The 12,526-nt window shown below is 61.3% G+C and carries 9 protein-coding genes; all 9 read left to right on the forward strand.

All coding sequences use genetic code 11. From position 1 onward, the window contains the following. Positions 1–489 precede the first annotated feature (489 nt). The 9 genes from H8695_RS07905 (at position 490) to H8695_RS07945 (ending at position 12,496) form a co-directional block, all read left to right on the forward strand. A complete protein-coding gene (locus H8695_RS07905; protein WP_346726809.1) occupies positions 490–2,154 on the forward strand; it encodes a ribonuclease J in 1,665 nt (554 codons plus the stop codon). Positions 2,155–2,431: 277 nt separating this feature from the next. Then, on the forward strand, positions 2,432–3,406 hold the full coding sequence (locus H8695_RS07910) for a DUF2232 domain-containing protein (protein ID WP_249300450.1): 975 nt from the start codon (positions 2,432–2,434) through the stop codon (positions 3,404–3,406). Between the two features lie 9 nt (positions 3,407–3,415). Continuing rightward, complete coding sequence (locus H8695_RS07915) at positions 3,416–5,455, forward strand: DHH family phosphoesterase (protein WP_249300451.1); 2,040 nt, start codon at positions 3,416–3,418, stop codon at positions 5,453–5,455. Positions 5,456–5,475: 20 nt separating this feature from the next. Beyond that, positions 5,476–5,919, forward strand: coding sequence for a 50S ribosomal protein L9 (gene rplI / locus H8695_RS07920; RefSeq protein ID WP_249300452.1), 444 nt, complete (start codon positions 5,476–5,478; stop codon positions 5,917–5,919). A 35-nt stretch (positions 5,920–5,954) separates the two neighbouring features. Beyond that, the gene (gene dnaB / locus H8695_RS07925; protein ID WP_249300453.1) at positions 5,955–7,307 is read left to right on the forward strand and encodes a replicative DNA helicase; all 1,353 of its coding nucleotides are present in this window, start codon (positions 5,955–5,957) and stop codon (positions 7,305–7,307) included. Continuing rightward, positions 7,291–8,622 carry a tRNA lysidine(34) synthetase TilS gene (tilS, locus tag H8695_RS07930; protein WP_249300454.1) on the forward strand — a complete coding sequence of 444 codons (1,332 nt, stop codon included), beginning with the start codon at positions 7,291–7,293 and terminating at the stop codon, positions 8,620–8,622. Before dnaB ends, tilS begins: the two co-directional genes overlap by 17 nt. A gap of 5 nt (positions 8,623–8,627) precedes the next feature. After that, positions 8,628–9,167, forward strand: coding sequence for a hypoxanthine phosphoribosyltransferase (gene hpt / locus H8695_RS07935; protein ID WP_249300455.1), 540 nt, complete (start codon positions 8,628–8,630; stop codon positions 9,165–9,167). Between the two features lie 41 nt (positions 9,168–9,208). Further along, positions 9,209–11,146, forward strand: coding sequence for an ATP-dependent zinc metalloprotease FtsH (gene ftsH, locus H8695_RS07940; protein ID WP_249300456.1), 1,938 nt, complete (start codon positions 9,209–9,211; stop codon positions 11,144–11,146). 177 nt (positions 11,147–11,323) lie between these two features. Continuing rightward, positions 11,324–12,496, forward strand: a complete 1,173-nt coding sequence (locus tag H8695_RS07945; RefSeq protein WP_249300795.1) for an NAD(P)-dependent malic enzyme — start codon at positions 11,324–11,326, stop codon at positions 12,494–12,496. Positions 12,497–12,526: the final 30 nt, after the last annotated feature.

Genomic DNA, 12,526 nt, shown 5'->3' on the forward strand with positions numbered 1-12,526 from the left:
TTGCGGCCGGGAACGTCCCGGCGCGGAGGACATGTCTCCCATACCGCGAAGGAACGGAATCTTCTTCGTACAGGGTGGGAACGTCAAATCGGGGGGACAACTCCCTGTTTGATGCCTTCGGAGAGAAGGCTTTCTTTTGGTGTGTAAAAACGCCGCTGTGAACGGACATACATAGAGAAAAACCATCGATTGAAATATGGAGGTACTTTTGTGGCAGAAGAAAAAAAGAATAAGACAATGAAAAAACAGGCGGGTGAGCCCAAGACGAACGATAAGGCCCAGACAAACGGCCAGCGGCGCTCCCCGAAGAAACAGGCGCAGATCACCGAGCAGCCGGCGCCGTCCGGCAGCCCGCGCGCGCCGAAGAAAAAGAAGACGGCGTCCGACGAGGCGGCCGTCTCCAGAACCAGAAGTGTGACAGAGAAACTCGCGGGCATTCTGCCCGGCGAGCGCAAGAAGAGCAAAAAGAAGAGCGAATACGACCGCGCGGTGGATGAGATGAAGCCGAAACTCAAGATCATCCCCCTCGGCGGGCTCAACGAGATCGGGAAGAACATGACCGTTCTCGAGTATGGCGACGACATCATGCTCATCGACGCGGGCATCGCGTTTCCCGACGATGAGATGCTCGGCATCGACCTTGTGATACCGGATTTCAGCTACCTGACGAAAAATGCCTCGAAATTTCGCGGCGTGGTGCTGACCCATGGCCATGAGGACCACATCGGAGCGCTCCCCTATCTGCTGCGGCAGTTCAAGGTGCCGGTCTACGGCACGCGGCTCACACTGGGGCTCGTGCGCTACCGGCTTGAGGAACACCGCATTCTCAACAGCTGCAAGCTCAACACCGTCGTGCCCGGGCAGAAAGTCAAGCTCGGCTGCTTCGAGGTGGAGTTCATCCGCAGCAACCACTCGATTCCGGACGCTGTGATGCTCGCCATCCGCACGCCGGTCGGCAACATCATCCACACCGGCGACTTCAAGATTGACACCACCCCCATCTCGGGCGAGATGGTCGATCTCGCACGGCTCGGCGACTATGCCCGCGAGGGCGTTCTGGCGCTGATGGCCGATTCCACCAACGCCGACCGGCCGGGCATGTCCATGTCGGAGCGCAAGGTGGGCGAGGCGTTTGACGCGCTCTTCAAAAAGAGCGACAGCCGCATCATCATCGCCACATTCTCGAGCAATGTCCACAGAATCCAGCAGATTCTCGACGCGGCCGAGCGCTATGGGCGCAAGGTCGCCATCTCCGGGCGCAGTATGGAGAACACGTTCAAGGTGGCCACCGAGCTCGGCGTCGTCAAGGCCAAGGACGGCCTGGTCGTCAGCCTTGACGCGATCAAGAACCTGCCCAAGGACAAGATCGTGGTCATCACCACCGGCAGCCAGGGCGAGCCGATGAGCGCGCTCTACCGCATGGCGTTCTCCGATCACCGCAAGGTCGAGATCATGCCGGGCGACATGGTCATCCTCTCGGCGACGCCGATCCCGGGCAACGAAAAGCTCGTCTCGCGGGTCGTCAACGAGCTGATCAAGCTCAAGGCTGAGGTCGTCTACAAGTCCCTCGCGGGCGTCCATGTCTCGGGCCACGCCTGCCAGGAGGAGCAGAAGCTCATGCTCGCGCTCATCAAGCCGAAGTTCTTCATCCCTGTGCACGGCGAGTACCGCCATCTCAGGGCCCACGCCGATCTGGCCGAGTCGGTCGGCATGGAGTCGAAGAACATCCTCATCCCCGACATCGGCCGGGTCATTGAGCTCACCGAAAACAGCGCGCGCTTCAACGGCACCGTGCCCTCGGGCCGCGTGCTCATCGACGGGCTCGGCGTGGGCGATGTGGGAAACATCGTGCTGCGCGACCGCAAACACCTCGCGCAGGACGGGCTGATTGTGGTGGTGGCGACCATCGACAGCATGGGCAACCTCGCGGCGGGCCCCGACATTGTCTCGCGCGGGTTCGTGTATGTGCGCGAGTCGGAAAAGCTCATGGACGAGATTCAGCATGTGGCCGAACAGTCGCTTCAGCGCTGCCGGGAGAACCACATCACCGAGTGGGGAACGCTCAAGACCAACCTGCGCGATGACCTCGCCGACTATCTTTTCAACAAGACCAGACGGCAGCCCATGATCCTGCCGGTCATCATGGAAGTTTGACAATGCAAACGGGTATGGCGTTTCCGCCATACCCGTTTTTGTGCCGGTGGACGGGTGAAATCGCGCTTTTCTCTTTTCTCTCACCGTTATTTATAGTATAATAGCCGCATGTACGGCTGTGATGCTGCGCTTGAGCGTCCCTGCGGGAGGCAAGTCCCTGCGGGACCGTAAGCTCCTGCGGGACGACCAAATGCGGCCATAGGGATACCATGCGGCTTTGCCGCATGGTATCCTGGATTCTCCCATGATATTTTCTCACAGAGTGGAGGCGTATCGATTGATCAAACGCGAGGGGACGCCGTCAAACGGCTTTCTCATCCTGATCAACATACTGGTTGTCGTCTTTTCCATGGTGATTCATGTGTCGCCGGGGCTCTCGGTTGCCGCGGTGTTCGCCGCGGCCGGCTCCTACGGCTGCCTCGTGGTGACGGCTCCTGTCTATATGGCGGTGCTCACGCCGGCTGTGGCCGGCGTCTGCGCGGCGCTTCTGACGCGGGATGTGCTCGCCGCTGCCGTGACGCTGGCGCTCTTTGTGCCGGCGGGCCTCGTGATCGGCCTTGCGCTGCGCCGGGGGCTGCCCTTTAAGACGGCGGCGCTCTATGCCTGCTCGGTGCTGGCGGTCGTATTCGCAGCGTCGCTGCTTCTGAATGCCTGGTTTGCAACCGGGACGTTCGGTGTTGAGTCAGTCATAACCTATCTTGACATGATTTTTACCGAGTTTCAGCAGGCCTATGACGAGCTCATCGAGAGCGCGCGTCAGATGCTCTCGAGCGAGCAGATTGCCTATATGCGCGACTATGTCGGGCAGATGACCCAGATGCTTCGCAATCTCATGGCGGGACTGCTGCTGGCGGCGGCAGTGGGGCTCGGCGGCCTTGCGACTCTGCTGGCGCAGAAGCTCTCTGAGCGGGGGCTAGCTCTGCCGAAGAGCTCCGTTCTCGACAGCTTTCGCGTGTCGCGCGTGGGCGGCGTGGTGTACCTTGCCGCGTCGCTTGTCGCCATGGTGGCGCCCGGTGTGCCCGGTACGGTTGCCATGAACCTCATGATGGTGCTTTTGTGCCCCTTTCTCCTCGAGGGAGTCGGCACGCTGCGCCGCCTGGGGCGCCGCATCCGCCTGAGCCCGGTCAAAGTGATGCTGATTTTGGTGCTGATGCTGTTTTTATTCTCCCCGTCGGGCATTGTGATGTTTTTGAGCTTCGCGGGGGCGTTTGACGCGGTGACCGGCGAGAAAAAACCGCCGCTGCTGCGCTAGGGGGACAACATGAAAGGTGAACACAGGGCGAAAAGAAGACGCGCCTACTTCGGAAAAAATGACAGAAAAGTGCTCTTGAGCTTTGTCGTGCTGCTCGCGGTGGCGGGCGTCACGGCGCTGTTTGACCGGCGCTTTGCCGTCGGCCAGCTCATTCTGATTGCGCTGATGTATGTGTTCACGCTCTTTTTGAGCGTGAAACGCCGGCGCCGCCTGTCGCGCTTTATCACTCTGCCGAGCGACGCCGGGCAGGTGCCGGGCATCGTCAACTTCATCAACATGCCCATTCCGGTCATGGTGGTCAAGCGCTCGGGCGAGGTCGTGTGGCACAACGACGCTTTCTCGGATCTCATTGAGGGCAAGTTTGTCTTCGGCGAGTATCTCGACGAGGCGGTGCCGACGCTCGAGATGGGCAAGGTCTCAAAGGCCGACCTCAGGCGCGGCGTGCGCATCCCGTTTCGCGAGCGGATGGTGGACGTCTACGGCTCGCAGATTCAGGAGAACCTCAAGGATGAAAACGAGCGCCTGCAGGTGCTCTACTTTATCGACGTGACCGAGGGGGCGAAGCTTGAGAGCGCCTACGTCAAGTCCCGCCCGATTGTCGCGACCATCATCATCGACAGCTATGAGGAGATCTACCAGAACGCCAGAGAGAGCGACAAGGCCGCCATCATCGCAGCCATTGACAACATGCTCACCGAGTGGGCGAGCGGAACCCACGGCATCCTGCGCATGACCGAGCGGGGCAAGTACCTGTTCGTCTTTGAGGCGCAGTATCTCGAGGGCTTCATCGGCGCCAAGTTCGACATCCTCGACCGCGTGCGCGGCATCTCCATCGGCAACCGGCTGCCCGTGACCATCTCCATCGGCATCGGCAGCGGCGGCGCGACCTACGCCGAGAACGAGGAGTACGCAAAGCAGGCCATCGACATGGCCCTCGGCCGCGGCGGCGACCAGGCGGTCATCAAGACCAAGCACAACTTTGAGTTCTTCGGCGGCAAGTCCAAGGGCGTGGAAAAGCGCACCAAGGTCAAGTCCCGCGTGATCGCCTCAGCCTTTGCTGAGCTTCTCGACGGCGCTGACAACGTGCTCGTCATGGGCCACAAATTCGCCGACTTTGACGCCGTGGGCGCCTGCGTCGGTGTGGCGCGCATGGCGATGGTGCGCGGCAAAAAGGTCAACATCATCAACAACAACAAGACGACGCTCGCGGCCCCGGTGGTCGAGAGCCTCGAAAAGCTGACCGAGTACCACAATGTCTTTGTCAACGCCCTGACCGGGCTTGACCTTGTGGGGCGAAAGACGCTGCTTGTCATCTGCGACACCCACAGCGCAACCTACGTCGAGTCGATGGACATCTACAAAAACTGCGAGACGGTGGTTGTATTCGACCACCACCGCAAGATGGCCGACTACATTGAGAACACCGCCCTCTCCTACCATGAGCCCTACGCCTCGTCGGCAAGCGAGATCGTCTCAGAGCTTCTGCAGTACATCGACGGCGCGGGCACCTGCACCAAGGAGGAGGCCGAGGCGCTGCTCGCGGGCATCGTGCTCGACACCAAGAACTTCTACTTCAAGACCGGCTCGCGCACCTTTGAGGCCGCGGCCTATCTCAAGAAGATGGGGGCCGACCCCATCGAGGTGAAAAAGCTCTTCAAGAGCGACTACGACAGCTACATCCGCCGGGTGGAGTTCATCGCCTCGGCGCAGTTCTACCGCGAGTCGGTGGCCATCTCCAAGTGGGACGGCCCGCCGCTTGAGGACGCGAAAGTCATCATGAGCCAGGCGGCCGACGAGCTTCTCAACATCGAGGGGGTCGAGGCGTCGTTCGTGCTCTACGCCTTTGGCGACAGCGTTCACATCTCGGCGCGGTCGCTGGGGCAGTACAACGTACAGGTGATACTCGAAAAGCTCGGCGGCGGCGGCCACCTCACCACAGCGGGCGCCCAGGTGGCGGCCAACATGGAGGACGCCGAGGCCCAGCTCAAAAAGGCCATAGACGAATACATGCAGGAATATATGACCGACGCGCCGCAGCAGGGCGCATAAATCAGCGAGGAGGACAGCATATGAAAGTGATTTTACAGGCCGATCTCAAGGGGACCGGCAAGAAAGGCGAGCTCATCACCGTCAGCGACGGCTACGCGAGAAACTATCTCTTCCCGCGCAAGCTCGCCGTTGAGGCAAACAAGGAGAATATGACCGTCTACACCGCGCAGGAGGCCGCCAAGGCCCGCCGTCTCGCCGAGGAGAGAAAAGCCGCCGAGGCGCTCGCGGCCGAGCTCTCGGGCGTGACGGTCAAGGTGAGCGCCAAGGGCGGCGCCTCGGGCAAGCTCTTCGGCTCGATCACCACCAAGGAGATTGCCGAGGCGCTCAAGGCCCAAAAGGGCATTGAGCTCGACAAGAAGAAAATTGTCACCGACGACATCAAGACGTTCGGCACGGTTGAGGTCGAGGCGAAAATCTACCCCGAGGTCTCGGCGAAATTCTATGTCGCGGTGTCGCAGGAGTAACGCCGCAGTATTGTAACGCGTGAGGGGAACTTCTTATGGCAGACAATCTCGATCTATTCGCCCCACAGCTTCCGCACAGCATGGAGGCCGAGCAGTCCGTGCTCGGCTCGATTCTGCTCGACCCGGAGTGCATCTCTGAGGTCGCGCAGGCCATTCGCACGGAGGACTTCTATCTCAAAAAGAACGCCGACATCTACGACGTCATGCTCGACATGTTCAACACCGCCACGCCCATCGACGCGGTGACGCTCATCGACCGCATGAAGATTGCGGGCGTCTACGACGAGGCGGAGAGCCGCGACTACATTTTGCAGCTGGTCGACTTCGTGCCCACCACGGCGAACGTTATGAAGTACGCCAAAATCATCGAAGAGAAAGCCTGTCTGCGCCGCCTGATCGAGGCCTCGCAGGAGATCAGCGAGACCTGTTACAGCGAGGCCGACGAGCTCAAGGTCATTGTCGACAGCGCCGAGCAGAAGATCTTTGACATCGCTCAGGGCCGCCGCACCAAGGAACTGACGCCCATCATCGAGGTCGTCACCGACGCCTACGAGACCCTAAACCAGCTCGCCGGCGGCAACCGGGAGGACTATCTCGGCGTGCCGACCCACTTCGACGATGTGGACAAGATCATGGGCGGGCTCAACAAGTCCGATCTCATCATACTCGCCGCGCGCCCCGGCATGGGAAAGACCAGCTTCGCGATCAACATCGCGACGAATGTGGCGCTGCTCTCAAAGAAGATGGTCGCCATCTTTTCGCTCGAGATGTCCAAAGAGCAGCTCGTGATGCGCATGCTCTCGGGCGAGGCGCTCGTCGACAGCTACCGGCTGCGCACGGGCGAGATTCACGACGACGAGTGGACAAAGCTCGCCACCGCGGCGAGCGCCCTGTCCACAAGTCCGATCAAAATTGACGACAACTCTGCGATCACGGTCACCGAGATGAAAGGCAAGCTCCGCCGCGAGAAGAATCTCGGGCTCGTGGTCATTGACTACTTGCAGCTGCTCCACTCGGGCCGCCGCACCGAAAACCGCGTGCAGGAGGTCTCGGAGATCACCCGCTCGCTTAAGATCATGGCAAAGGAACTCAACGTGCCGGTGCTCGTTTTGTCGCAGCTCTCGCGTGCGACCGAGGGGCGCAGCGAAAAGATTCCCATGCTCTCGGATCTGCGTGAGTCGGGCTCGGTCGAGCAGGACGCCGACATCGTGCTCTTTCTCTACCGCGACGACTACTACACCAAGGAGACCGAGCAGAAGAACATGGCCAAGTGCATCATCGCGAAGAACCGGCACGGCCGCACCGACACGGTCGACTTGATCTGGAACGCGCAGTACACCAAGTTCCGCACGGTCGACCGGGTACACACCTATGAACCGGGCAGCTGAGGCCATCAGGAAGTACCGTCTGCTCGACGGGGTCAGGACCGTGACGGTCGGCCTGTCGGGCGGCGCCGACTCGGTGGCGCTGCTGCACTTTCTCAAGAGCCGCGAGCGGCTCTACCGCATTGAGGTGCGCGCCGTCCATGTCGACCACGGTCTGCGCGGGGAGGAATCCGCGCGCGACGCGGCCTTTGCCGGGGAGCTCTGCGGGCGTCTCGGCGTACCCTTTGCCCTGCGCCGCGTGGAGGTGCGTGCCGAGGCGGCGCGCACGGGCGAGTCGACTGAGCTCTGTGCGCGGCGGCTGCGCTACGGGGCCTTTGCCGAATTTCTCGGGGAGGGCGCGGCGGTCGCAACGGCTCACACCGCAAGCGACAACGCTGAGACCATGCTCTTCCAGCTCGCACGCGGCAGTGGCTCACGGGGGCTCGCGGGTATTCCGCCGCGGCGCGGCGGCTACATCCGCCCGCTGATTCTCTGTCCGCGCGCCGAAATCGAGACCTACTGCGCGAGAGAGCATCTCCCCTTTGTCACCGACAGTACGAATGCCGACGAAGCGTATACCCGAAACTACATCCGCCACACGCTCATCCCGGGGCTTCGCAGCGTGAACCCGGATCTGGAGGGGGCGCTCGGCCGCCTGGCGGACAGCCTGCGCGAGGACGACGACGCGCTCACCGAAATGGCCCGCGCCGCGCTCGACGAGGCCCGCCGCGAGGACGGTTACGACCGGCGGCGGCTCGCCGCGCTGCCCGACGCTCTGCTGCACAGGGCGCTTCGCCTGGCGGCGGAGCAGGCCGATTCTCTGACGCCGCCGCGCCGGCGCATGGAGCAGATGGCAGCTCTCGTCAGAAGCCGCCGCGCTTCGGGGGAGATCGACGGAAAAAAAGGGACTGTTTTGCGCGCTGAGTATGATACAATCGCCTTTGCCCGCGGCGGCGCGGCGCAGGGCTTTGCCCCGGTTGAGCTCCACGAGGGGGAAAATCCCCTGCCGGACGGGGGAATGCTCCTGCTGCGGCGCGGCGGACCGGCAAACGTTCACGATTTATTCAACAAAATATGGCTCGATTGTGATAAAATAGCTTCCAATTTGTGGGCCCGCTCCCGGCGCGAGGGCGACGCGCTCTGTCTGCGCGAGGGCGGCGGCACCAGAAGCGTGAAGAAATGGATGATAGACAACAAGATTCCGCGGGGCAGACGCGAGAGGCTGCCGGTGATTCTGTCCGACGGGCAGGTCGCGGCGGTCATCGGCATCGGAACGGCGCTTGCTTTCCGGCCCGACAGTGGAACAAAAAAAACAGTGGAACTGGAATATCGGGAGTGACAACGATGAAAAATGATATCGAGCGCATTCTGCTCTCCAAGGAGGAAATCGACGCCAAGGTGGCCGAGCTCGGCCGGCAGATCTCGCGCGACTACGCGGATAAAAATCTGCTTCTGGTCGGCGTTCTCAAGGGCTCGGTCGTGTTTATGAGCGATCTGCTGCGCCAGATCACGGTGCCGGCGGCCATCGACTTCATGTCGGTCTCCAGCTACGGCGCGGGCACCCAGTCGAGCGGCGTGGTCAAGATCATCAAGGATCTCGACATTCCGCTGGAGAACTACGATCTTCTGATTGTGGAGGACATTCTCGACAGCGGCCTGACGCTGCACTACATCATGGAGATGATGCAGTCGAGAAACCCGCGCAGCATCCGTCTGTGCACGCTTCTCAACAAGCCCGAGCGGCGCCGCGCGCCGGTCACGGTCGACTACGAGGGCTTTCAGATTCCCGATGAATTTGTGGTCGGCTATGGGCTCGACTACGCGGAAAAGTACCGCAATCTGCCCTACATTGGCATTCTCAAGCCCGAAATCTATTCCAAATAGCGCCGGCGCCGCTCAGCGGCCCGTAAGGAGTGAAAAGAACTTTGAAGAAAAAGAGTAGTTTCAAGGGCATCGGCTTCTATCTCATCATTCTTCTGGTGCTCGTGGTGGCGGTCACGCTGCTCTACGACACCAAAAGCGAGAAGACCCTCACCTACAGCGAGGTGCTCAACTATTTTGATGAGGAAAAGGTCGAGGCCTTTGTCGTCGACAACAACCTGCTCACGCTCAAGCTGCGCGGGGAGGAACAGGAGATTCAGTTCAAGCTGCCGAGTCTCGATCTGTTCATTCTCGACATGGGCGAGAAGATCAACGAGCAGCGGCGCAGCGGTATTCTGACCACCTACAACTACGAGCCGCCCTATGTCGCGCCGTGGTGGATGAGTCTTCTGCCCTATCTGGGGCTGATCGTCGTGATGGTGCTGCTGTGGCTGTTTCTGGCGAACCAGTCGGGCGCAGGCGGCGGCGGTAAAATGGCCTCGTTCGGCAAGGCCAAGGCCAAGATGGCGACGGAGAACCAGAAAAAAGTGACCTTTGCCGACGTCGCGGGCGCCGACGAGGAGAAAGAGGAGCTCAAAGAGGTCGTCGACTTCCTCAAGGATCCGCGCAAATATGTGGCGCTCGGCGCGCGCATCCCGCGCGGCATTCTGCTGGTGGGCCCTCCCGGAACCGGTAAGACGCTGCTTGCGAAATCGGTCGCGGGCGAGGCGGGCGTGCCCTTTTTCTCCATTTCGGGCTCCGACTTTGTCGAGATGTTCGTCGGCGTCGGCGCGTCCCGCGTGAGAGATCTATTTGAACAGGCCAAAAAGAACGCGCCGGCCATCATCTTCATCGACGAGATCGACGCGGTGGGCCGCCACAGAGGCGCGGGCCTCGGCGGCGGGCACGACGAGCGCGAGCAGACCTTAAACCAGCTGCTCGTCGAAATGGACGGCTTCGGCGTCAACGAGGGCGTCATCATCATCGCGGCGACCAACCGCCCCGACATTCTCGATCCGGCGCTGCTGCGCCCGGGCCGCTTCGACCGCCAGGTGACGGTCAATGTGCCCGACATCAAGGGCCGCGAGGACATTTTGAGAGTCCACGCGCGCGGAAAGCCCCTCGACGCGGGAGTGAACCTCTCGACCATCGCCAAGAGCACGCCCGGCTTCACCGGCGCGGACCTTGCGAATCTGCTCAACGAGGCGGCGCTGCTCGCGGCGAGAAAGAACGCGCGCCAGATCACCATGGTTGACATCGAGGAGGCGACCATCAAGGTCATTGCCGGCCCCGAGAAGAAGTCGCGCGTCATCAGCGAAAAAGAGCGCAAGCTCACCGCCTATCACGAGGGCGGCCATGCCATTGTCACGCGCTTTCTGCCGACCCAGAACCCGGTGCACCAGATTTCCATCATCCCGCGCGGGCGCATGGGCGGCTACACCATGAGTCTGCCGAAAGAGGATAAGTACTACTCGAGCCGCGACGAGATGATGGATGAGATCGTCTCGCTGCTCGGCGGCCGCGCGGCGGAGCGCCTGGCGCTGACCGACATCTCGACCGGCGCGTCGAACGACATTGAGCGGGCGACCGCCATCGCCAGAAAGATGGTCACCAAATACGGCATGAGCGACAAGCTCGGCCCGATGGTCTTCGGCAACGACAACGAGGAGGTCTTCCTCGGGCGCGACTTTGCCACGTCGCGCAACTTCTCCGAGGGGGTCGCCGAGCAGATCGACGACGAGATCATGGGCATCATCGACGCCTGCTACAAAAAGGCGATTGACATTCTCACCGAGCACATGGATAAGCTGCACGAGGTCGCGCGCATCCTCTATCTCAACGAGAAGATGGACGGCGACGAGTTCGAGGCCCTGTTCGCAAAGGAGCCTGTGCCGATTGAGAGCGCGGACATCGTCGCCGACAAGCAGGCCGAGACCCGCGCCGACGAGGAGATCAAACGGGACGATATTGACGTCCCTCCCCCGAGAGACGGGCAGGAGTAATACAAACAGACACTTTACATCCGGTTACCCGCGGCGTTATAATGCTGTGAGTAACCGGATGAATACTATGGGAAAGAAATCACGGCCGCCGTACAATTTGCCGCACTACGGGTCAATTGTATTAGAGCCGCGAAGGAGGTAGCACAAATGGACGAAAAGAGCGTACAGGACGCCATCATGGACAAGAAGGAGCAGGCGATTCGCGCCCACCTCGAATGGGCGGGGAAAATCGAAATTGCGCCGCGCGTGAAAGTCGAGACCAGGGAGGATCTGGCCGTCGCCTACACGCCGGGCGTCGCGGAGCCCTGTCTGAAGATCAAAGAGGACAAGAATCTCTCCTACGCGTATACGCGCCGCCACAATCTGGTGGCGGTCATCACCGACGGCAGCGCCGTTCTGGGGCTCGGCGATATCGGCCCCGAAGCGGGTATGCCGGTCATGGAGGGCAAGTGTGTGCTCTTCAAGGAGTTTGCCGGCGTCGACGCTTTCCCGCTCTGCGTGGGCACCAAGGATGTCGAGGAGTTTGTGCGCACCGTAAAACTGCTCGAGGGCAGCTTCGGCGGCATCAACCTTGAGGACATCTCGGCGCCGCGCTGCTTTGAGATTGAGCGCGAGCTCAAAAAGGTCTGCGACATTCCGGTCTTCCACGACGACCAGCACGGCACCGCCGTGGTGGTGCTCGCGGCCGTGCTCAACGCCCTGAAAGTTGTGGGCAAGGACATCGCCGAAATCAAGGCCGTGGTCAACGGCGCGGGCGCAGCAGGCTGTGCCATCACGAATCTGCTGCTCTCCGCAGGGCTCAAAAACATTCTGCTCTGCGACAAGGTGGGCATTCTCGACGCCGACACCGAGGGCCTTGACGACGAGCGCGCCAAATACGCGGCCATGACCAATCCCGAGCACGTCAGTGGCACGCTCGCCGACGCGCTGGTCGGGGCCGACCTATTCATCGGCGTCTCCGCACCGAATATTGTCACCGGCGAGATGGTCTCCAAAATGGCGAAAGACGCCATTCTCTTCGCTATGGCAAACCCCGTGCCCGAGATCATGCCCGATGTCGCAAAGGCCGCGGGTGCGCGCGTTGTCGGCACCGGTCGCAGTGACTTCCCGAATCAGATCAACAACGTCTGCTGCTTCCCGGGGATTTTCCGCGGCGCGCTCGATGTGCGTGCGAGAGAGATCAACGATGCGATGAAGATCGCGGCCGCAAAGGCCATTGCCGGCCTGATTCCCGATGAGGAGCTGAGCGACGAGAACATCATCCCGACGCCGCTTGACAAGCGGGTCGCCAAGGCCGTCGCCGAGGCGGTGGCCGAGGCCGCGGTCATGACCGGCCAGGCCCGCGCGTAGTAGTAAAGAAGCAAAAAAGAGGTTCCCCTG

Origin of the sequence: Feifania hominis (genome assembly GCF_014384765.1) — a bacterium.
Taxonomy (GTDB): Bacteria; Bacillota; Clostridia; order Oscillospirales; family Feifaniaceae; genus Feifania; species Feifania hominis.

Coding starts and splice junctions, on each gene's coding strand:
- H8695_RS07915 (WP_249300451.1), top strand. CDS start 3,416: ATGAAAGGTGAACACAGGGCGAAAAGAAGACGCGCCTACTTCGGAAAA.
- rplI (WP_249300452.1), top strand. CDS start 5,476: ATGAAAGTGATTTTACAGGCCGATCTCAAGGGGACCGGCAAGAAAGGC.
- dnaB (WP_249300453.1), top strand. CDS start 5,955: ATGGCAGACAATCTCGATCTATTCGCCCCACAGCTTCCGCACAGCATG.
- tilS (WP_249300454.1), top strand. CDS start 7,291: ATGAACCGGGCAGCTGAGGCCATCAGGAAGTACCGTCTGCTCGACGGG.
- hpt (WP_249300455.1), top strand. CDS start 8,628: ATGAAAAATGATATCGAGCGCATTCTGCTCTCCAAGGAGGAAATCGAC.
- H8695_RS07945 (WP_249300795.1), top strand. CDS start 11,324: ATGGACAAGAAGGAGCAGGCGATTCGCGCCCACCTCGAATGGGCGGGG.